General features: G+C 41.0%; 17 protein-coding genes. 4 read left to right on the top strand and 13 right to left on the bottom strand.

Annotated elements, in window-relative coordinates; translation table 11 throughout:
• Positions 1-19 precede the first annotated feature (19 nt).
• The 3 genes from IPO83_10805 to IPO83_10795 form a co-directional block, all read right to left on the bottom strand.
• The gene (locus IPO83_10805) at positions 20-1,531 is read right to left on the bottom strand and encodes a serine hydrolase (protein ID MBK9731756.1); all 1,512 of its coding nucleotides are present in this window, start codon (positions 1,529-1,531) and stop codon (positions 20-22) included.
• 50 nt (positions 1,532-1,581) lie between these two features.
• Complete coding sequence (locus IPO83_10800) at positions 1,582-2,589, bottom strand: aspartate-semialdehyde dehydrogenase (protein MBK9731755.1); 1,008 nt, start codon at positions 2,587-2,589, stop codon at positions 1,582-1,584.
• 254 nt (positions 2,590-2,843) lie between these two features.
• Complete coding sequence (locus tag IPO83_10795; protein MBK9731754.1) at positions 2,844-4,214, bottom strand: T9SS type A sorting domain-containing protein; 1,371 nt, start codon at positions 4,212-4,214, stop codon at positions 2,844-2,846.
• Between the two features lie 541 nt (positions 4,215-4,755).
• Here IPO83_10795 and IPO83_10790 point away from each other — a divergent pair.
• Positions 4,756-4,983 (top strand): hypothetical protein, encoded by a 228-nt coding sequence (locus IPO83_10790; protein ID MBK9731753.1) that lies wholly within the window; start codon positions 4,756-4,758, stop codon positions 4,981-4,983.
• Positions 4,984-5,032: 49 nt separating this feature from the next.
• On the opposite strand, the gene IPO83_10785 is transcribed toward IPO83_10790, so the two are convergent.
• From IPO83_10785 to IPO83_10775, 3 genes are all read right to left on the bottom strand, one after another.
• Entirely contained in the window at positions 5,033-5,608 is a 576-nt protein-coding gene (locus tag IPO83_10785; protein ID MBK9731752.1) for a YkgB family protein, read from the bottom strand.
• A gap of 174 nt (positions 5,609-5,782) precedes the next feature.
• On the bottom strand, positions 5,783-6,787 hold the full coding sequence (locus IPO83_10780) for a sulfotransferase (GenBank protein MBK9731751.1): 1,005 nt from the start codon (positions 6,785-6,787) through the stop codon (positions 5,783-5,785).
• 117 nt (positions 6,788-6,904) lie between these two features.
• A complete protein-coding gene (locus IPO83_10775; protein ID MBK9731750.1) occupies positions 6,905-7,333 on the bottom strand; it encodes a CBS domain-containing protein in 429 nt (142 codons plus the stop codon).
• Between the two features lie 258 nt (positions 7,334-7,591).
• On the opposite strand from IPO83_10775, the gene IPO83_10770 reads away from it, so the two are divergent.
• Together IPO83_10770 and IPO83_10765 are read left to right on the top strand one after the other, a co-directional pair.
• Positions 7,592-9,538 (top strand): T9SS type A sorting domain-containing protein, encoded by a 1,947-nt coding sequence (locus tag IPO83_10770; GenBank protein MBK9731749.1) that lies wholly within the window; start codon positions 7,592-7,594, stop codon positions 9,536-9,538.
• A gap of 84 nt (positions 9,539-9,622) precedes the next feature.
• Positions 9,623-12,490, top strand: coding sequence for a VCBS repeat-containing protein (locus tag IPO83_10765; GenBank protein MBK9731748.1), 2,868 nt, complete (start codon positions 9,623-9,625; stop codon positions 12,488-12,490).
• Between the two features lie 168 nt (positions 12,491-12,658).
• Here IPO83_10765 and IPO83_10760 read toward each other — a convergent pair whose 3' ends face one another.
• Positions 12,659-13,027, bottom strand: a complete 369-nt coding sequence (locus IPO83_10760) for a DMT family protein (GenBank protein MBK9731747.1) — start codon at positions 13,025-13,027, stop codon at positions 12,659-12,661.
• 162 nt (positions 13,028-13,189) lie between these two features.
• Here IPO83_10760 and IPO83_10755 point away from each other — a divergent pair, with 162 nt between their 5' ends.
• Positions 13,190-15,370 carry a T9SS type A sorting domain-containing protein gene (locus IPO83_10755; GenBank protein MBK9731746.1) on the top strand — a complete coding sequence of 727 codons (2,181 nt, stop codon included), beginning with the start codon at positions 13,190-13,192 and terminating at the stop codon, positions 15,368-15,370.
• Positions 15,371-15,585: 215 nt separating this feature from the next.
• On the opposite strand, the gene IPO83_10750 is transcribed toward IPO83_10755, so the two are convergent.
• From IPO83_10750 to IPO83_10725, 6 genes are all read right to left on the bottom strand, one after another.
• Complete coding sequence (locus IPO83_10750) at positions 15,586-16,563, bottom strand: GDP-mannose 4,6-dehydratase (protein MBK9731745.1); 978 nt, start codon at positions 16,561-16,563, stop codon at positions 15,586-15,588.
• 128 nt (positions 16,564-16,691) lie between these two features.
• The gene (locus tag IPO83_10745) at positions 16,692-17,873 is read right to left on the bottom strand and encodes a glycosyltransferase family 4 protein (protein MBK9731744.1); all 1,182 of its coding nucleotides are present in this window, start codon (positions 17,871-17,873) and stop codon (positions 16,692-16,694) included.
• Entirely contained in the window at positions 17,866-18,747 is an 882-nt protein-coding gene (locus IPO83_10740) for a sulfotransferase (GenBank protein ID MBK9731743.1), read from the bottom strand. Before IPO83_10740 ends, IPO83_10745 begins: the two co-directional genes overlap by 8 nt.
• 3 nt (positions 18,748-18,750) lie before the next feature.
• Positions 18,751-19,674 (bottom strand): sulfotransferase domain-containing protein, encoded by a 924-nt coding sequence (locus IPO83_10735; protein MBK9731742.1) that lies wholly within the window; start codon positions 19,672-19,674, stop codon positions 18,751-18,753.
• A gap of 9 nt (positions 19,675-19,683) precedes the next feature.
• Positions 19,684-21,048 carry a hypothetical protein gene (locus IPO83_10730; GenBank protein ID MBK9731741.1) on the bottom strand — a complete coding sequence of 455 codons (1,365 nt, stop codon included), beginning with the start codon at positions 21,046-21,048 and terminating at the stop codon, positions 19,684-19,686.
• A complete protein-coding gene (locus IPO83_10725; protein MBK9731740.1) occupies positions 21,033-22,124 on the bottom strand; it encodes a glycosyltransferase family 2 protein in 1,092 nt (363 codons plus the stop codon). Before IPO83_10725 ends, IPO83_10730 begins: the two co-directional genes overlap by 16 nt.
• Between the last annotated feature and the right edge of the window lie 23 nt (positions 22,125-22,147).

Here is a 22,147-nt window from a genome sequence, read left to right as displayed (position 1 = left end):
AGTTTAAAATCAATATTATTTATTGCCTGATAAACGGGAGCTGGTAACAATGATTTTCCGCATTAAATCCGAGCCGGTAAATTCCAGGTGGCAAAGCAGCAACATTAATACTTCCTGAAATTACGGGAGCGGAAAACCATAATTTACCATAGAGATCATAGATGGTAACTGTCGCGATGGCACGTAATCCGCCAACTATGGAAGAGTGCACATTCAGCCAGTCAATGGCAGGGTTGGGAAAAATTTGAAAATCTGAAAAGTGCCTGGGGTCTTCTGCCACTGCGCAGTTTTGAAGATCATTGTAAACGGCATCGAATACCTCCTTTTCCACTGTATAAAATGAAGAAGATGCACCGATAACGTAGGAGAATTTGCTTCCGTTTGTAATAAATATCACTCCATTCTTTAGTGTATCAAAATACATATCACTGATTAATCCATAAGCTTCACCAGGATGACCTGCCATATACTGATCAGGAAAAACAATATCACTGTTGGCAGTACTCGTTGTAACATGAATGCCTAATCCCCACGCTTTAAATAATCCATAATAATCATTTCCATTGGTGCCATTGTACTGCCATTGAATCGCATGCATTAATTGAGTAGTGGAACTTAGGAGAATCGTTACATTATTGTATGTTCCATTGTATGCATGCATCAGCATAAATTTAGCAAGGTCATTTGCACTTACGCGAAGCCCGCCTTGCGGACCAAAGATGAATCCATTGCTTCCGATTACATACTGACTGAGATTCAATGGTGGTGGCAGGGTACCGTTGTAATTATCCGCTTGTGGCACCCAGCTATTTCCAACAAAACGATACAACACTGCAACGTTTGAAATATCCGGCAAATCCTGAATGTTGAAACTCGCTGTCATTTCCAATGGATCGAATATATTTTGTTTGCAGAAAATATCGAAACGCACACCACTTATTTTTTCGATCAATGTCCCGATCAGTCCGAAATTGGAATTGCTATAAGTGAAATAGGTGCCCGGTTTTTTGTTGAGAAAAATGTTACTCGTATAATAACTTCCGCCTGAAACAAAATAGGTATTGATGGAAGGCGGCGGATTCTGAGCATATGTTGCACTGAGAAAATTATCATACTTGCTTCCATCAACAATGGTGGAAGTATGCGACAGCAACATACGAAAGGTGATTGGATCATTCGGATAATGCCAGTTACGGATGGAATAACCAAGATAAGTATTGATGTCATCATCCAAACCAAAAAGGCCCTGATCATACAGTATCATCAAAGCAGTAGCCGTTATTGATTTAGAAATAGAAGCAACCCTGTATAAAGTATTGTCAGTAATAGCAATGTCATCATCAAAGTCAGCAAGTCCGTATCCTTTTGAAAAATTAATTTGTCCGTCGCACACTTCCACTACCGACATACCCATCAACTGATAATCACTTACAATTTGCGCAAGTTGGGTATCCAATGATTGAGCAGTTGATTGTTTAGCATCCAATAATAAGCTTAACACAATACAAACGATAGTATAAATTTTCAGCATGAAAGAATTCCAGTGAAGTGAACAAAATTAATTTCAAAAATGACGGTTGCTTAATGAAGCACATTCGCATTAATCAACTTCTTCATCAATAAATATTCTGCAATCTGAACAGCATTAGTCGCTGCTCCTTTGCGAAGGTTATCAGAAACGATCCAGCAGTTCAGCGTATTCGGTTGAGATGTATCACGACGAATACGTCCAACAAACACTTCATCTTTTCCTTCAGCGTATATTGGCATCGGATAAATATTATTGAAGGGATCATCCTGCACCACTACGCCCGCTGTATGATTCAGAAGCTGATAAATGTCCTTCAGCTCAAAGTCATTTTCAAATTCCACATTCACACTTTCTGAATGACCGCCTTTTACCGGCACGCGTACAGTAGTTGGTGAAACCTGTATACTCTCCTCACGCATAATCTTCCTTGTTTCATTCACCATTTTCATTTCTTCCTTCGTGTATCCGTTTTCAAGAAATGAATCGATATGCGGAAGGCAATTCAGATCAATAGGATGTGGATACGCCATTAATGCAGTTTCACCTTTGCGTTCACTCATGAGTTGATCCACCGCTTTTACTCCAGTTCCACTTACTGATTGATAGGTGGAAACAACAATGCGTTTGATCTTATATTTCAGATGCAGCGGATTCAATACCATTACCATTTGAATGGTCGAACAATTCGGGTTCGCAATGATCTTATCATTTTCCGTCAGAATGCCGGCATTAATTTCCGGAACAATCAACGGCACCAACGGATCCATTCTCCAGCAGGAGGAATTATCAATTACAGTAGTTCCTGCCGCTGCAAATTTTGGTGCCCACTCACGCGAAACAGCAGCACCTGCTGAAAAGATGGCGATATCAGGTTCTTGCTTCACGGCTTCTTCCAAGCCAATTACGCTATAGCTTTTATTGTTGAATAAAATTTCCTTTCCTGCGGATTTTTCAGACGCTACTGCCAGTAATGCTCCTACCGGGAAATTACGTTCTTCCAATATTTTTAGCATGGTTGTACCCACTAATCCTGTGGCACCTACGACTGCTACTTTCATGAATATTTTATTTGAGGCGTAAAAATACACAATGCTGTAATTGCAGCATGCGTCAATTCATATGATGCCCTTTTTAAGACTATCGTGATGCTGAGTGATGATACTGCTTCGACCTCTTGATTTTGTTAAACTGCTGACCGGCAAATTGCAATCCTTCTTCCGAAGTTTATATTGCCTTTAAAATAAATACGGCGTAATGGAAAGGGCGACATCTAAAGTCGCCCTTTCCATTTCCATCGAATATTAGTTGTCCTTTATTGTTTGATAAACGGCAGATCGTATTTCACATTTTCAGAATTAAAACCAAGCCGGTAAATTCCATGCGGCAATGCAGCCACATTGATATTGCCTGAAACTACAGGCGCGTTATACCATAACCTTCCGTACAGATCATAGATCGTTACCTGCTGCATTTCACGAAGCCCGCCACCACCTGATAGTTGATGAACATTCATCCAATCAATCGCAGGATTGGGTACAATCTGATAATCTGATACTTCATGCGTTGAACCTGCAGGTTTTCCTTTGAAGAAATAAACATTGTCAACAAAAACAGTATTGCCTCCTGAAACGAACAGCAATTGCGCAAGGTGGCCCCTGGAAGTCAAATTGGTAAAATTAGCAAGTGGTATGTCAAAACTTACCCAGGCATTGGTGACCACCGCAGGCGAAGTTGTTGCATTGTATGCTAACTCATGCTCGGAATCATCTCCGCCACCGAATAAACCATCTGCTCCAAAATCCACGAGTTTAATGTTGAAGGTCGAAGCATCCGGCGTCCAAATGTCAAGATGGAAATATGTCAAATTGCTGGCATCAACTGTTTGAGTAGTGAATTCAGTACCGCTAAAAACAAGATTGGTGTATTTTTTTATCGAATCACTGGAGCCGATTACATAGCTACTTAGATTGGCCAGATCCCAAACCGCAGACCAGGTATCAACAGGTACATTACTGTAAGCATTGCTGAATAGTGAAACAACTTTTGAAGGAAGTTCCGTAGGAGTGGGTGCAGATACACTAGGTGAAGTAGGTGCAATTGCGCCATTATAGAGATAGACATTGTCAATAAAAGCAGTATTCCCTGCCGAAACAAACAGCAGTTGTGCAAGGTGCTGCTTGGAGGTAAGGCCCGTAAAACTGGAAAGCGGTATGTCAAAAGTTATCCAGCTATTTACTACTACAGCAGGCGAAGTGGTGGTATTGTAGGTCAGTTCATGCTCTGAATCATCACCGCCACCAAATAATCCATCGGCACCAAAATCAACCAGCTTAATTTTAAAGAAGGTTGCATCCGGCGTCCACATATTAACATGAAAACGCGTCATGCTGTTAGCATTAATGGTATTGGTGGTAAACTCAATACCACAAAAGCTGAGGTTACTGTATTTTTTTACTGAATCGCTTGTTCCAATCACATAATCACTAACGTCTGCTGCATCCCAAACTGCAGACCACGTATCTATGGGTACGTTAGAATAGGCATTGCTGAAAAGAGAAATGACATCGGCTGCCTGTTGAGTTGGCGCGGGTGCTGATGTAGTTGGATCGGCTGCGAAAGCAATACTGGCAGATAGGACCAGACAGCAAATACAAACGGAAATTTTTGTTGTGATGTGCTTCATGATGTAAGGGTTTAGTGGTGTGAAAAAAATTTGTTGAATGTATGTCCACTCATCACCTTAATCCTAATAAACCTGCCAGACAAATACCAGACTGCATAAACTTTGGTATCAAATGAAATTTTTGTTGTGAAATAATTCCTGTTTAAGAATTTAGCCGGGTGAAAATTATTTTTTAACGGTATGATAACCTGCATATGCTTCCTAAAATACCTGCCAGACAAATGCTGGACAGCATTAATTTGAATATTAAACCAATGTTTTTTTAAATAAAATGAAGCCAAAAACAGCGAGGAGGGCAACTTCTAAATATTCAGATTTATGCTGTGGATGGTTAAAAATTTACCCTCGTACTGAGGTTGGTATCATAACTGGAACAGGAGAAAATTGCCCGGATTAAACAAAATAATATGCACATTGAATTAAAGTCATTCGCACATCATTATTTAGTGTGCAGACCGGCATTCTGCCAAACGAAATACTTTTATTTTTAGTGATAGGAAGAAAATGTTTCTGCTTAGGTTTACAGTCTGCATCTAAAAATATGAATCTATTCTACCTCATCATTCTGTTGGCCGGCATTTTAGTTTTGATATTCGGCATCCTCACTTTCACGGGCAGGACTTTCTTAAGCAAACGTTCTATCTATTTCTCCGGAATTGAACTGGATAAAAGTATAATTGGCATAGCTTTCTTTTTCCTTGGAATGCTGCTGATCATCATCTTCCTGATTGAAGTGATGGGACCGCATTTTACGAAGGAAGGGTTGTGAACAAAATTTAATTAAACTACAATATTAAAGATCCTTCCTCGTGCAGTGCTTACTGCGTTTTTCCTAAAAACCTTCTTGCACTGTCTGATGCACATATTAATCCTGCCGCCATCATAATCACATCTTTTATTACCAATCTGCCTGCGCCGGATAAGTATGGAAATCCGTATTGCGGGGTGGGAAAATCTCCTCCCAGATTTGGAACATACACTTCAGGGGTTGTAATCAAAAATGTCAACGTAACTGCTGACATTCCAACAGTAAACAGTGCGCCCAAGAGTCCGATTTTAGGAAACCAGATACCCAGGAAGGTGAGCAATCCAATAATTACGATCACTGTTCCTAAGCCGTAAGCAAAAATATAGGTGCCGTTTTCCTTGTGCCAATCAATGTTCTTCTGAACTGTTTTTCCTTCGGGGTTTTTATATTCATTGTACTCCGGTGCTTTTTTGTTATAAAAGAAAGACATCAATGGACTATTCGCAACAAATGGAACAATGCCATCCGCTTCATATTGAAATGCCTTGAGCCCTCCAATCCAAACCATTACGATAAGAATCGATATTCTCGCCAGATTAATAAAATGTTTTTGGCTATTTGCTAAGAAGGTGATGAGTTTATTCATTGTGCTTTTTATTACAATGTATTTTGAAATAGTTTAGACTTTTTGCAATACACGCACCGTTCTGACTTTCAATAAGTGCAAGGCTTGGTTATTTGAGGCTGGAACCCTTTATGATCCAATATAAGTTCTTTTATTCAAGCTGATTGTCAGCGCAGAAAGTAATTTCGTTTTCAATCACCTCATCCGCTTTTTTACCGTCTCTACAATATTCTTCATCCTGTGCAGATTCAGCAAAAATGCAAAACCAAGCTTCACCGGAAAAATGAGGTAATAAAAAAGTATGCTCAAAGGATTAGCGGAAACTTTTACCGGTTCATATCCAAACTCCTTCATGTAATGCGCGCAGGACCGTTGACAAAACCAGATCTCTGTCGGGCTTAGTCCGCCTTTGCCCCAGCTCTGCGCACGATCTGAATTTATACCTTTCACTTCTTTTTTATCCATGCCACTGGAGGAACCAACCTGTGGCACTTCTTTCAGCTTAGCAGAAAATGGAAGTTGAAGAAAAAAGCAGATGCTTTCAATTGCCTTATCAGGATCTTTCAAAAGCGATTCAAACTGAACACTCATCACTCTCCTGTCTTTCACATTATCTCGTGCCCGGATGGCCGAATTCCAGAGTTTGCTGATGGTAAGCGGATGATAGTTGGTCCATGCGCGGATTGTTTCATACCATGTTGCATGAGAGCCACCGAGAAAACGCCGCTTCCATTTTCTTTTCTGTGATAACAATACGTCTCTGGGATCACGCACCATATTGATGAAATAAGAATCGGGAAAAGCTTCCAGTATTTCTGAAATATAAAACACGTTCTGTGGTGTCTGATCACATGGAAATTGCTTCCCGTGTTTTAATGATTCATGCTGAATTACCGCTGCAAAGATTCTTAAGGAAGTGCATTCGCTGCCGGGAATTTCATGGATGATTTTACCTGCTTCATCAAAATATTTCTCCGGCTCCTTCTTCGCAAAATAACCCGCAGCAGAAATATTAATCAGGCGCGCAGCAAGCTTTACACTTTCTTCATTCGATAAGATTTTGTCTTTATCCTTGCCCGACCACATTTGTTCAAAAAAATGGAGCTCCGGAAACGTGTGCACTTTCTCATGATTGCTGAGGATACGTCCCATCATGGTGGTACCGCTTCGGCTGTTTCCTACTACGAAAATAAAGGGCATGGATGCGCTGGAAATTTTGCGCTAAGGTAGCGAAGGGTTTGAAGAGTTTGAATCGTTTAAAGGGTTTTTGAACCCAACCCTTTAAATACCATAAACATGCTAAACAATTCAAACCCTTTATTGTCCTGCTATATAACTCTGCAAATGTTCAATAATACCCTTCTGTTCTTCAATCAGCAACTTTACCACATCGCCAATCGAGACGAGGCCGATTACCTTTGTATTTTCCAAAACCGGCAAGTGCCGGATATTTTTTTCAGTCATCATTTTCATGCACTCATCAATCTCCGTTTCCCTGGTTATAGTGCGCACGTGTGAAGTCATGACTTCGGTAATCGGTGTATCCTTTGAAGCACGCCCCAGCAAGATCACTTTGCGGGCATAATCCCGTTCGGTGAAAATTCCTACTAACTGATCATCATTCATTACCAGCACACCTCCCAGATTCTTTTCTGCCATTAACTTTAACGCGTCATAAACAGTCCCATCAGGTGAAACGGCAAAAATCTGATTGTTCTTACGGCGGAGTATGTCATTTACTTTCATGGAAATAAATTTATGGGTGCTGAAAATGGAATTGGTATGAAATTAAGAAAATTCCACCAACATCAAGCAAGAATATTGCAATTGATCTACCTAAGAATTGTTTGAATCTTAATTTTTTACCACCCCTCTTTGGTCCGCCCCGCCCCGCCCCCCCCCCCCCCCCCCCCGGGGGGGGGGGTTTTTTTTTTTTCCCCAAATTGCTGAAAATAAGTTTGCCGGTCTTATTTTTATATTCGCAATTCCTCATCCATACACATCATGCTGTTATCCAGACGCCTTTTTTCAGTGATTGCCATTGGCGCTGTGATAGTACTGAGTTTTGCTGCTGTTAAAAAAAACGATGCGGAATCCTTCCACAGCAAACTGGAAATGTCATACTTTGATGAAGAAGGTGTTCGCTCTCCAATTGACTCAGGCCAGTACTTTCTGGAATCTATTCGTTGTAAAGGATGTCACGGTTACGATACGTTGCAAGTTGCAAATGTTGATTCAAACGGAACCGACATCAATTTATACGATGATTGGCAAACAACCATGATGGCCAATTCCGCAAAAGATCCGTTGTGGCGCGCAAAAGTGAGTCATGAAATTCTTGTAAATCCCGGCCATGCCGGCGAATTGCAAACAAAGTGCACAGCCTGTCACGCGCCATTAGGGCATTTTACTGCAGTATTTCATGGGGCCACAAGCTACACCATCGACGATCTTATGAATGATACACTTGGCCTGGATGGCGTTTCCTGCGGCGGTTGTCATGAAATAGGAACTGAAAATCTCGGTACTGCTTTCTCCGGTGCAATTCCCTATGACACTACTAAAAAAGAATTCGGTCCCTTTCAAAATCCACTCACCGGACCCATGCAATTGTATGAAGGATTTACGCCAACATACAGTACACACATGAGTAAATCGCAGGTCTGTTCATCGTGCCATACGCTCATCACGCATACAGCAGATCTCGAAGGCAACTATACCGGCAACACATTTATTGAGCAAGCCACTTATCATGAATGGCTGAACTCCGCTTTTTCACAGGATAATATTACCTGCCAGTCGTGCCACATGCCACAATTGAAAGATTCTATCATCATTGCCAATAATATTCTTGCGCTCGCCCCACGCTCACCGTTTAACCAGCATCAGTTTGCCGGAGGAAATGTTTTTATGGTAAACCTGATCAAAGAGAATAAAGAAGCCCTCGGAATTACCGCACCGGATATCAATTTTGATTCGACACTGGCCGCAACCTACCGCCTGCTTCAGCAAAAGACAGTTGGATTGTCCATATTTGTTGACAGCATCGCAACCGATACACTATTTATAAAAGTGCGGGTCAGCAATAAAGCAGGTCATAAATTTCCTTCAGGATATCCCAGCCGTCGAGCGGTATTACAGCTGGTAGTAACTGATCAAAACCTGGATACTGTTTTTCAATCCGGCACTTTCGATTCAAATTTTGAAGTGTTCAATATTGATCCTTCCTATGAGCCACACTACGATGTCATAAAAAAATCGTCCCAGGTTCAGTTGTATGAAATGATTATGGGTGATGTAAACAATGATGTTACCACCGTTCTGGAACGCGCAGATCACATGATCAAGGACAATCGCCTGCCACCGGAAGGATTTGTTTCTACCCATCCTGATTATGATACGGTTCAAATAGTTGGCGATGCACTGAATGATCCCGACTTCAATAAAACAAATGCGGTGGAAGGTTCAGGAATGGATTTCGTGCATTATCACATTCCTGTAAATGGCGTAAACGGAATTTTAAATGTTTATGCCGGCATGTATTTTCAAAGTGTTCCGCCACGATATCTCGAAGAAATGTTTTCATACAGCAGCTCAGCTATTGATACATTTAAGAACATGTACTTTTCTGCTGATCGAACACCTGTCCTGCTGTCTTCAACACAATTGCAGACACCTTTTATATTAGCAGATGCAAATCTTTCAGGCCAATTAAACATCACAGTAAAGAATACGCTGAGTGAATCAGGACTTGTTCAGGTGATCAATAATCAGCACCTGATAATTGGTGACGTGAATATCTATGACGCGGATGGAACATTGCAATCAAATGTTTCGGTTCATGATAATGCATCTTCCATTTCCATTCGGTTGCCGGCGAATAACGGTATGTATTTTTTGGAAGTATTGACCAATCAAGGTCGCTATATTTTTAAAGTCATACGGTTATAAATTATCTTTTGTCATTCTTTCAGCCTGACCCGATAGTTTTTACTACATTTAAAATTCTTTTTCAAGCCACAACAAATAAACCCCATGAGATTTTTTACAAAACTTTCCCTGCTTAGCTGCTTCATCATCCTATGTTGCTTATCAGGAATAAATGCACAGGTAAGTTTCCTGAATGCCAATGCAAAACTTTCCGCAACCAACATTCACAGTGGTTGTCCGGTTGCAGTTATTGACATTAATGGTGATGGCCTTGATGACATTGTGAGGTTGGATCAGGCGCACCTGCTTTACATCGATTACCAGCGACCCGGATTAACTTTCGACCATCATTATATTGGTGATTACGGAGGAGGCTCTTCATGGGCCTGGGGATTGTGTGTGGCTGATGTAGATCATAATGGTTTTAAAGATGTAGTGGCAGGTGGTTATGGTCCGGCTGTAAAAATTATGAAACTCGACAATACCGGCACAGCAGGAGCCTTGTATAGTTTGCCTGCCTCTAATTTCTTTCTTCAGAATGTAAATTTTGCAGATGTAAATAATGATGGCTGGGAAGATATTTTCGGATGTGATGACAATGCTGAAAGTCATATCTGGCTGAACAGCGGCAATGGCAATTACACAGTCTCCTCCATTATTGACTTTGATGTAACCAATACCGACGATTCTGGAAACTATGGAAGCGTATGGACTGATTTTGATAATGACGGCGACGTGGATCTTTACATTGCAAAATGCAGACAAGCGATTAACGATCCATCAGATGGCCGCAGGATTGATGCACTCTTTGTGAATGACGGAAACAACAACTATACTTCTGATGCAGCTTCATACGGACTTGCGGACAGTGCGCAAACATGGACTGCAAATTTCGGTGACATTGATAATGACGGCGACCTCGACGTAATTCAGACAGATTATGACGTACCTGCAAACCTCCTGGAAAATGATGGCACAGGGCACATGACCAATATTACTTCCGGATCAGGTTTTAACATGAGTATTATTCCCATTGAATCCGTGATGGAAGATTTCGATAATGATGGTTTTATTGATATTCTTGTTACTGGAAGTGATTACCAGTTCTTCCACAATAACGGCAACAAGACTTTTACAAAACTGCCCGGCATTTTCGGAACCGACAACATGGAATCTTTTGCCATTGGAGATCTGAACCACGATGGAAAAATTGATGTGTATGCAAGTTATGCCAACATTTATACAAGTCCGACGTCCATTGATGATGTCTATTGGTTGAACACGGTTGCGGATGGCAATCACTTTCTGACCATTAACTTAACAGGAACAACAAGCAATACCGGCGCATTAGGAGCACGCGCGGAAATTTATGGTGCTTGGGGAAAACAAATCCGCGAAGTGAAGGCCGGTGAAAGCTATGGAACCTGCAACACAGCAAGTCTCCATTTCGGAACGGGCACCGCAACAACAATTGATTCTGCGATCATCCGCTGGCCATCCGGCATAATTACTACTATCGTGAATCCGGCAGTTGACCAGTTTATCAGTTTGATAGAAAATGAATGTGTAACACCTGATCTTACGATCAGCAACAGTGGAGGAACAATCATCTGTCCCGGACAATTTGTAACGCTTTCAGCAAGTGATGTTCCTGCCGACTATTCGTATCTCTGGTCAAATGGAGCTACAACGCAATCAGTCACTATTAACAGCACAGGTGATTACAATGTAAAAATCAGTTCCTCCTCCAACTCTTGCATCAGCACTTCAAAAACAATTTCCATTACACAAAATCCGATTGAAATTCCTATTGTTACAGTGTCCGGTGCATTAACTTTTTGTGAAGGAGGAAGCGTGGTGTTGTCAGGTCCACCTTCCACTTCTTATGCATGGTCAAACGGCGCATCCACACAATCAATTATAGTTACAACTTCGGGTTCTTATGCTATCACTGTTCCCGGGACCTGCCAGCTAATTACTTCAGATCCAATCACGGTCATTGCATTGGTATCACCGGAACCGGTTGCCAATGATGTTTACCTGCCTGAACCCGGCACAGCAACACTAACTGCATCCGGTGATGCAGTTTCATGGTATGATGCGCCATCAGGAGGATTGCTGTTGGGCAGCGGAAGCTCATATGTAACACCTTTCGTAACAGATTCTGCAACTTACTATGCAGAAAACACAACTGCATTTGGCGCAGATACTTTTTATGCAGGTCAAAAATACCATGAAGGAAATTTATACAGCGGCAGCACCAGCACCAACAGCAGTATTATTTTTAATGTTTCAAAAACTTGTGTATTGAAATCTGTGAAAGTGTATACCGATACACCGGGTGAGCGATTGATTGAATGGAGAAATCATAATGGAGGAGTTATTCAAAGCGCGATGATTAATATTCCAATGGACTCGAGCCGCATCACACTTAACTTCAACCTGGTTCCCGGTAATGATTATGAGTTGACCACTAATACGAATCAGAACAACATTTTTTGGGGACATGACGGTCCCCGACTCCAAAGAAGCGATGTTGGTGTTGCATATCCTTATGTGATCAGCGATTACATTTCAATGACCGGCTCGCCCAATGGAAGTGAAGTTTACTACTATTTTTATGATTGGGAAGTAGACAACATTCCAACACTTTGCGTCAGTAACCGCACACCAGTAACCGTTTATATTGATTTTGCTTCAGGCGTCTCACAAGTTGATGCTGCAGGCATTTGGCAGGTATTCCCTAATCCGACGGCTGGTTTTGTTACTATAACTTCCGATGTTGCGCAAACCGAACCCATCCATCTGCAACTGGTGGATATTACCGGCAGGATATTGCTGACACAAGTAGAAACCGGACTGAAGCAGGGAGCTACCACTCAGCTTGACCTTAGCGGATTTTCAAGCGGTATTTACTTTTTGAATGTCGAAACTGAAGGTAACAGGCAGCAGCATAAGGTGATTATTCAATAGTGATTGATTTCATTTAATTATCCATCCATCGGATTGGCGCTTCTTCGGCTCCTGCTACTTATCAGCGGTAGCACGTCGCACCACCCATCGGATAGCTACCGAAGTTTTGTGCGTGGTGCCATCCGATGGGTGGAGAAGATTATAGTGGTTTGTCACCAGGTCATTTCTTCATTTCCTGAAAATAAAATACACCGCAAGCACCAGTAATGAAAATCCAACAAAGTGATTCCATCTCCATGCTTCATTCTTAAAAAACAATACTGTAAAAACGGTGAATACAACGAGTGTGATCACTTCCTGAATCACTTTCAATTGAACTAATGAAAACGGTCCACCATTTTCATTAAAACCAATGCGGTTTGCCGGCACCTGGAAAAAATATTCAAACAATGCAATGCCCCAACTGATCAGTACCACAATTATTAGCGGCAACGCGGCAAACCATTTGAACTCGCGGAATTTGAGATGACCGTACCAGGCCAGCGTCATAAATATATTGGATAAAACTAGTAAGCCGATAGTTTGAAGTGATTTCATTTTCAGAGTAGTTAGGTTCTTATTCGAACGGCAAAAATAGCGGAATGTAAAAAACAAATAACCGCGCAGGAGGAAGTATAAACTTTTGCCAGCCTATTTCTTTCTAATTCCTAATCTTTGTCCGGTTCTTACTTACTACCATTCCCAACTAAACTTTTGTTAATGAAGTCCTCATTTTTATTTTTTCGCAAAATATCATTGGCCTGTATCTTATTACTGTTAAGCAATATGGTGCTCCATGCTCAAAACGGATATTACCTGAGAAGCCCTTTGCCTATTTATAATGATGTTGCTTCGGCCTCATTTATTTCAGAAGAAGAAGGTTGGTTTGGATATAAAGGCGGATCGCTGATGCATACTATTGATGGAGGCGACACCTGGGAAGATCAGACATTCCTCACCGAAGAAACAACTATCAGCTCGCTGTTTTTCGCGAATGCAGACACGGGATTTTTACTTTCTTCTTTTCAGTTTGGTTCATTTAATTATCTCTACAAAACCGTGAATGGAGGTGCTGCCTGGAACCTGATCACCAATCTTCCGGTCGGTGGAATTTTTAAATCATTAAATTTTATCAATGGGAAGATCGGTTATGTCGGTGGTGCGGAAAACATCATCTTGAAAACAATTAACGGAGGAAGTACCTGGATTTCTCAATTAACACCCGAAGATGATTACATCAACGACCTTTATTTTGCCGATGCTATCAATGGCTGGGCTGTCGGCACGAATGGTAATATCTTTCATACAAACAACGGTGGTACAAACTGGGAACTTCAATATGAACAAAATAATATCAACTTCACCGGTGTTTCATTTGGCGATGCGTTGCATGGTGTAGCGTGTGGTTATTTGCAAAGTTCTTCGAAAGGAAGAATTTTTAAAACCAATGATGGTGGCATTACATGGACCAGCATTTATAATTACAATGCTGACAAAATTCTGGATATTAAAGTGAACGAGAATGGTGAAGGCATTGCGCTCGCACGCAATTCTTCCAGTGTTATTTATACGCATGATGGTGGTAATACCTGGGGAAGTGCTGCTGTTGACTTTTATGCTCCGCAGGTAGTAGCAGGTAAACAAGGTTTTTTCGTAGGTGGCAATGCCGGACATTTATACAGGAATGACAGCTCCGTAACTGCGTTCACAAAAATTGATCAACGAATTTCTGAAGATCCGTTTTATGATGTGGTGTTTGCTGATCAACAACACGGTTTTATTACAACGTATACCGGACTTCTTAAAACTACGGATGCCGGAGTTACATGGTCTGTAGATCCTTCCATAACAGGTCCGATAGGTGATCTTCAGTTCACTGATCCGCAACATGGATATTTTGAAAAAATTACCTATCCGGGACCCGTAGAAACATTTTACAAAACAACAGATGGAGGAAACACCTGGGGCCAGGTTTCAACAGTGGCCGGTGGGTATTCACCTGTTTTTGTGCGCGATAGTTTAACAGCTTTCGCATTTCTCAACACGCTCTCGGGAGGTTATGGAAATATTTATCGCTCTACCGACGGTTTGCAAACCTGGCAGGCAGTACTTGACTCTGTTCCTGAAATTTATGATTATTGCTTTGTGAATGATCAAACAGGTTGGGCCACAGGTTTCACTTTTTATTCAGGGCGAACGATTTACAAAACATCAGATGGCGGAGCTACATGGGTGCTTAACTATCAAAGCCCTGACATCAATACCACAGCAAGTTGCATCACATTTATTGATCCGTTGCATGGTTTCCTGGGAACTAATAATGGTATGTACCTTGAAACAATCAACGGTGGCGATAGCTGGAATGAAGTGCAGTATGATACAGCCTCCACTGCGTGGCAGGATTACATTCTTGATATTGAATTCATGGATGCGACCAACGGTTTCATGTGGTCTCCTCCGCATGTGATGCATACGAAAGATGGCGGACAAAGCTGGCAAACTGAATACACAGCCGCACAATATGCCTCTATCAGTCATTTTGCATTTGTCGACACAGCTCGGGCATGGCTCGTTGGCCTTTACAATGTGCTCATAGAAAAAAATACTTTCCAGATTCCAACAGGTGCTTCCTCCATAAGTGAATCGCAAGTTAACTGGAATGTATTTCCTAATCCTGCAAGAGATGCAGTCATTCTTTCGGGTGAAACCAAAGCCGGAAATTTATTGAGTGTTGGTCTTACCAATCTATCAGGTCAATCTATGTATGCCACTTCTTTCAACGCAATCAATAACTTTTTTCAATTTACACTTGACTTGAGTCCATACACTCCGGGAATTTATTTCCTGACAATCAGTTCGGAAAGCACCTATGAGGTAAGGAAATTAATTTTAGAAAAATAAATCCGTAGTGTGAAACAACAAGACTGTAAACAGGCTTTCAAAAGCTTTGCGAAATAGTATTGCAGGTCAATTGATCATGCAGGTTATATGCATTTCATCCGGGAAAACCCATCGCAATAGCAGGCAACCTGTTCTATTTCTTAATGAAATTCAAATATTTGTTAATTGCGTGTTAAGTGGTTTTTCGCGTCCGGGATTTTTAATTCCTGATTCTCTCAACCTTTATCATTCAAATACCTCAGCATATCCTGAATAGTTTCTTCCAAAGTATATTGCTGCTTCCATCCTGTATCGTTTTTTAAACGCATGCTGTCGCCATAGATGATGGGTTCATCGGTTGGCCTGAGCAAAGAAGGATCCGTTTCAATATTCAGTTTGATGCCGGTTGCCTTTTCAATCAGGGGAATTAACTCTTTCACCTGGTATACTTTTTCACCGCTCACATTATAAACTTCACCGGCTGTTCCCTTTTCTGAAAGCAAAACCAATGCTGACACAAGATCACGTACATCTGTAATGGAACGCCTGGTTTCCAGCGTGCCCACTTTAAATTTATTCTCCGCTCCTTTCATAATCTTGTAAGCACGCAACACAAAATCAGAAGTAACATCATTGGTTTTTCGCGAACCGGTGGTATTGAAAATCCGGACGCGAATGCAACGAATGCCGAAATTTTGAAAATACTGGAATGAAAGCAAGTCCTGACCAACTTTGCTTACACCATAAGGATGCAAAGGCAATAAAGTGGTGTTTTCTTTTACGGGTGTGTTTTCAGGTGTAAGCGACAATCCATACTCAGCACTCGAACAGGCTACAACAACCATCGGATCATAATCAGGTTCATGGAGGCGAATTTTTTTTACGGCTTCAAAAACATTGATTGTCCCATTCATATTCGTGTTGATGGTTTCAATGGGTTTTTGCCAGGAAACCGTCGGATAACTTTGCGCAGCAAGATGAAATATGGTAGCAGGACGAAATTGATTGATGATGGAAAAAACTTTTTCTGCATCAGTCACATCACATTCAATAGCATTGCAAACGGAAAGTATGTCGTTAACATCAATCGTTGGCTTAAACCAGGTTCCGATAATTTTTTCCTTCGGAAGCTGCGCACGATAACGATCAATAAGATGCGATCCCACCATGCCGGCGGATCCGGTAATCATTACACAATCTGTTGCAACTGACATTGAGAATTGAGAATTATGAATTAGGAATTAGGAATGATGAATGGTGAAGATTGAACCAACCACTAATGACCAATGACTATTGACTATTGACTATTGAGACTAAGGACTCGTTACTTGGTACTCGCTACTCACTTCCCGCCCAGCGCAAGTTGATAGATTTCATTCACCTTCTTACCAATCAACTGCCAACTGAATTTTTCATCCGCCGTTTTTTTTGCATTGATGCGAAGTCGTTTCATTTTTTCTTCATCTTTCAACAACGCCATAATTTTTTCAGCCAGATCTTTTGCATCTTCATTCTTAAACATCACGCCGTTCTCTCCTTCCACAATAATTTTTTTGAACGTATCCAGATCAGACGCAACAATGGCGGCACTGTAGTCCAACGAACGTATCATGACACCACTTGAATAAATTTCCCGGTAGGGAAGCGTTACCACATCTGCTGCCGCGAAATAATAAGGTATGATTTCATTAGCGACATAAGAATAATTGAGAATGCAATCCTTTTCCAGATTCTTTTCTTTAACAATTGCATCAAACTCTTCCTGTTCCACTTTCCAGGGTTTACCGACCACCAGTAATTTCACGTTAGGCATCTGGTCGCGCACAATCGCATGCGCACGCAGTAACACATCCAGTCCTTTTACTTTTTTTATTTGCCCGAAGAAAAGCACCAGTTGCTGATCCACCGGCAGGTTCAATTTTTTTCTTGCTTCTTCTTTGGTGATGGGTGTATTGAATAAAAAATCGGAATCGCCGTGCGGAACAATATGAATCTTACTGTCCGGAAAATCAGGAAAATATTTCTTCAATGAAGTTCTTGCATAATCAGAATGAACAATGATCTGATCGATGGCGCGGCTGAATTTTCCATACTTACCGGGATCAATTTCCTGACCGAACTTATCGAAGCTTTCGATGTCGTGAATAGTCGCCACCACTTTAAATCCCTTTCTGCGAAACAGGTAAAAATTCAGGTATTCCCTTCCTGCAAAATGATATACATGAAAGTGAACCACTTTAGCTCCTGCTTTCGCAGCATCCTTAGCCGCATTCCAGGATCCTATTGCATAGCGAAATCCGCGAAGCAGCTTATTATCTTTTCCGTAAATTTTTTTAAAGGGCTTTACCGTGCGAAAAGGAAATGTAAACTTCGTGTCAAGATCCGTTTCATCGCAGGTATAAAAACTGAGTTCAGTGCCCTGATCAGCCACTGCTTTACATAACCCAAAGTCATAAAAATCATTACCACTGTGTCCGCCGATAGGTTCTACCATGGCAACACGTAGCTTTCTGTTCTCACTCATACCAGCGGCTTAAATCTTTGTTGAGCAATTTTTCAAGTTGCATGATATCAGGTTTGAAGATTGCCTGCATACGATCTACTGTATCATCGTGCTTTACCTGCTTCACTTTCCGGGTGAGAAATAATTTCTTTATCGCTTCCACTTTATGATCGGGAATAATTTTACGCGCTAACAGGCGTAAATTCTTCTGTGAATAGATAGCCCGGAAAAAATTATTGCGCGGTGCAGAATACGTATTGTATTTGCCTTCCAGATCAGGCATAAACGAAGGATCGATATTGAGATAATGCAATACATTAGTAATCATTCCCTGCATATCATCTGACAGTTCATCATAGATGAAAATCCGGACGTTATCTTTTCCGAATACATCAATATATCGTTTCACCTGTTCATAATACAACCCTAACTCTATGTATTGCTGGTACCAGAGATGCGCAAATTTGTGCTTTGAGGTCTTGCTTACAATGTTTTCCAGCGATTCACTTACGTAGCCCAGTTTATGCTCCATAAAATAATGGGAAAAAGCACGGTCAACAGGATTTCGAAGCGACATGATGATCTTTGCATCGGGCGACAGTTCTTTAATTTTTGCCGGAACCGAAGGATAGAAAAGATAGGAAACACTCGCTTCTCCCACTGCTTTGTGACGGCCATTAGCAGTCTCAAACAACTGAAGATATTCTTCTAAAGTGCCAACACCTTTTTCTTTGTGATAAAGATTCTGCTTAACGGTTTCTTCATACGAGAAGTAATTGGGTTCCTTGATGGAACTCATAAAAACTTCCGGATGCTTTTTAAGATAATAGTAAAGGGAAGTAGTACCTGCTTTAGGTGCTCCTACAATAAAAAAATTGGGCAATTTCTTTGTCATAAGTCAGTTTAACCAATCGGGCAACTGCGTAATTCCTTTCCCTCTGAGGAATTCAGCTAACCGTTTATTGTAAGGTTGATAAAGTTCATCCAGAAATTGGCGCTCTTCGGCATTCATCTTTTCGCGTCCACCGGAATTCGCATTTACTTTTTTGTAAAATCCGCGTAAAGTTCGCTTCAATCCGACATTCTTTCTCCAGAATGATTCAAATTTTTTGTTAACAGTAAGCATTGCCTTATGCATCCAACGGTTTTTATACGCAATAGTCTGGTTTTCTATCGCGAAATCTTCCGGTTTATAGATGCTGAAATCGAGGTGGAGCCAATCGCATACTTCTTTCATAAAGCTGAATGCATCCTTTTTCAGATCTTCAAAAAACAGGATTTTAAGATTTTCACTATAAAGATTGTACCAGGCCGGGAGATAATCAATGTAATAACCTTCCTGAATTCCTCTCATAAATAATGCCTCTTCATCTTCGCGGTGTTCATCGATCTGCTGATTAGCAAAAGCGACCGATTTTCGTATAAAATCCTCAAATGTGACATCCGAAGTGAGGTAGGCATTTGCTTTTTTCCTTTCATAAAAAGAAAATAACCGGTCTGCGGGGTTGCGGAAGATGAAAATCATTTTTACATCGCTTCCAAGTTCCTTGCTGATTCTTTCGGCAATCATTTCCTTTCCATAGAGATAACTCGGACTTGCTTCCAGCCGGTATTTCTTTCCCGCTTCACAATGAGAAAAATAGCTTGCATATTTTTCCATAGATGGAATTTCCCTGCCATATCTGAGCGGCATAAAAAATCCAATCTCTTTGGTTGAAGACCCGCAAACATCCGGATGCATGGAAAGATAAGTATACACCGAAGTGGTTCCGGCTTTATGTACTCCTCCAATAATCAGGTTGGGCAATCTCAATTCAGTCATCTGCTGCTATTAATTTAAAACCTGCTTATTGGCCCAGCGGTAATTCCGTTCGGGGTGAAGTTGGATGTAATAGAAAAAATAATGAATGGCCACAAAAGACGCGGCAATGGCCATTCCGGGATCAAAGAAACTTCCTCCGGTCGGAATTCCACGCACGATAAAGAAGATGATGAAAAACAAAATTGCCTGGTAGAAATAGTCCTTTCTGAACTCTTTGCGGAGGCGTTGATGCGTTCTGTAAACCAGCCAGTATTGGGTGAGCCCGAGCATTAAACCCAGTACACCGAACTGATATACGACACCGAGTATTCCAATATCCGACGCATAAAAGTGTCCCAACTCTGCTGTTGGACCGCCAAGCCAGTCGTTGTTGATTTTTCCGTTGCCAAAAAACCAACTGAATGAATGTTTATTAAAGTATTTGAAAGCAATGGCTGTTTCGCGAATACGGGCATCTGCAGAGGCTTCTCCGGTTTCTTCACCCTGTAAGGCAAGAATTACATTGGTGTACATCAATGTCACCCTTTCAAGGATGTCAGGCCGCAACAGCCACAATCCACCAAGCGCCGCTGAGATAAATAGAATGAAGGAAGAAGTATAGTAGATGATTTTTTCCCATGTTGCATTCAATAAAAAATATAACCCTACGGTACCCAATAACGCAATGGAAGTTCCTCTTTTCTGATTGATAAAAAAGATATAGGCGAAAAATCCCATGAAGTACAAAGCGTATTTTATATGGCTTGTTCTTACATATCTTATGAAGTAATAGATAGTTGCAAATGCGAATCCGAAGATATCGAACTCAAACTGGCAACCACCTTTAATGGAATTACAATATACGAACAAGGTACCTGCAAACTGATTGGGATTAAGTCCCAGTATCATCGCCATATAAATCGGAAGATTGAACCATGCGCCAAATAGAAGCGAATCGCGAACCATCGTGAGGTCTATCGATTTTGATTTCAGGAGGTAAAACATGAAAATGCCTGATAAAATAGCCAGCCATGATTTTTCTGCTGACATACCAAGGAAAATAGGTTGACCAAAATAGAAATTCGTAACAAAGCCCGCCTGAATCATGATATAGCCAAGCAACATCAATATGATAACCTCATAAACATTAAATCCTGCCTTTTTGATTAATAGCTTGTCAACGAGGTATACTGTAGTGAATATGAGATATACAAAGAGCATCGGATAACCCCCGAATACCAGGTAGATGAGCGAAAGCGGACTCTTAATGAGTGTTCCGAAAATATTAATGAACAGCAGATAGAGTAAAAATACTTTGATACGACGCCTCCATGTATTATGAATGGCGTCAGCAAATTGAATTGGCGGTTGTGTAAGTTCTAATCCCTGCTGCACGTTCTTTTACCTAAAAGTATTTTAAGGATTAAGAGGGATTCCTTTGAATTTCCTTCTGTCAGATTCTTTAATGCCTTCCCAATCAGGCGTATGATGGGTGCGAAGATAAGATACGGATAGTAAAGTTGGTAGAATAACATCCAGCCGCGGTATTTGCAACACATAAAAAATAATGGCCTTTGTTTACTCTTGATTTCCTTGCCCGTAGTTACACCTTGCTTGTGATATATGATGCTTTGGTAACAATAACCATGCTTCCAGCCTCTTCTAACGCCCCTGATTTCCCAATCCATCTCTTCAAAGTAAGCATAGTACACATCATTCATTAAGCCAACATCTTCCAGAAATTCTCTGCGAATAAAAAGAGAAGCACCGTATACATAGTCAAACTGCACATCATCGCGGTCAAATTGACCATTATCCAATTCTTTCAATCCAAGGTGATAGGACCAGGTGGTCCATTTGTTAAACATCCCACCAATTGCATTGATCTTATCCGGCCAGCGGTACCAGCGAAGTTTAGAACCGATCATCCCTATTTTTTCACCCTTTGATTTATAGACTGCTGCTTTATCTACAAGATGTTTTAATGCATCAAAGTCTAAGGTGGTATCATTATTTAGTAGCCACACAAAATCTCCATCACCTTTTTTCAAAGCGTAACGGGAACCAACATTATTTCCGCCTGCAAAGCCGATGTCTGATTTTGCCTGCACAAAAATGAGTGGATATTTAAAAGGTGCGTTGGGAGCAGCGACTATTTCCAATTGAAGTTGTTGTTCGCTTTCAGTATTTCCTCCGCTTTCTGCTTCCGCAATATCATAGGTAATCCAGGCTGCAGGTTTGTTACAATCAGGAAATGAAAATTTTCTAATTTCATCCGGAGGGTTGAAATTTATGATACGCGTTCCGTCAGCCCATTCTTTGATTATTTGAAGGGAAGCCGGCGTATTATTATCCACCACAACAACTTGAAACTCCTTGTATGATTGCTTCGCTAAGCTTTCAATCGTCTCCACGGTATTATCATGACCATTGAAATTGACAAGAACGATGTATATTTTTGGTTGTGTCATTATGTTTCCGAAACTAATTTTGC

It is taken from the genome of Chitinophagaceae bacterium (assembly GCA_016717285.1).
Lineage (GTDB): Bacteria > Bacteroidota > Bacteroidia > Chitinophagales > UBA10324 > JACCZZ01.
This window is presented reverse-complemented; position numbering and strand designations above follow the sequence as displayed.